Origin of the sequence: Marinobacter sp. UBA2498, from assembly GCF_002341575.1 — a bacterium.
Taxonomy (GTDB): domain Bacteria; phylum Pseudomonadota; class Gammaproteobacteria; order Pseudomonadales; family Oleiphilaceae; genus Marinobacter; species Marinobacter manganoxydans.
On record NZ_DDOI01000071.1, the window covers coordinates 53713 to 54137 of the forward strand.

General features: G+C 58.8%; 1 pseudogene. It reads right to left on the reverse strand.

Going from position 1 to position 425, the window contains the following annotated elements:
• Nucleotides 1-425 (reverse strand): annotated as a pseudogene (locus B2W52_RS10320) (type I glyceraldehyde-3-phosphate dehydrogenase); the annotation flags it as partial.

Sequence of the window (425 nt, forward strand, 5' to 3'; positions counted from 1 at the left end):
CGTACCAGGCATAGATTTTCACCTGGGTACCGTTGACCACCATGGTGGACAGAGCATCAACGATGGAGGAACGCGGGTCGGTCTTGTAGTCGATGGACACCAGTGGGCGCTCTTCGTAGCCCAGAATACCGTTCAGTTCACCCTCGGCAGCCTCTTTCAACAGCTGGTTTACGGTGTCCCTGTCGGTAGCCGATTCCACTTCAAACACGCAATCGGTCAGCGACGCGTTGGTGAGCGGCACGCGCACGGCGTGGCCATCCAGGCGCCCTTTCAGTTCCGGGAATATTTCGATAATCGCCGTTGCTGAACCGGTGCTGGTGGGGATCAGTGAACTGCCGCAGGCTCTCGCCCGGCGCAGATCCTTGTGGGGCGCATCGATAATGGTCTGGGTGTTGGTCAGGCTGTGAATGGTGGTGATGGAGCCG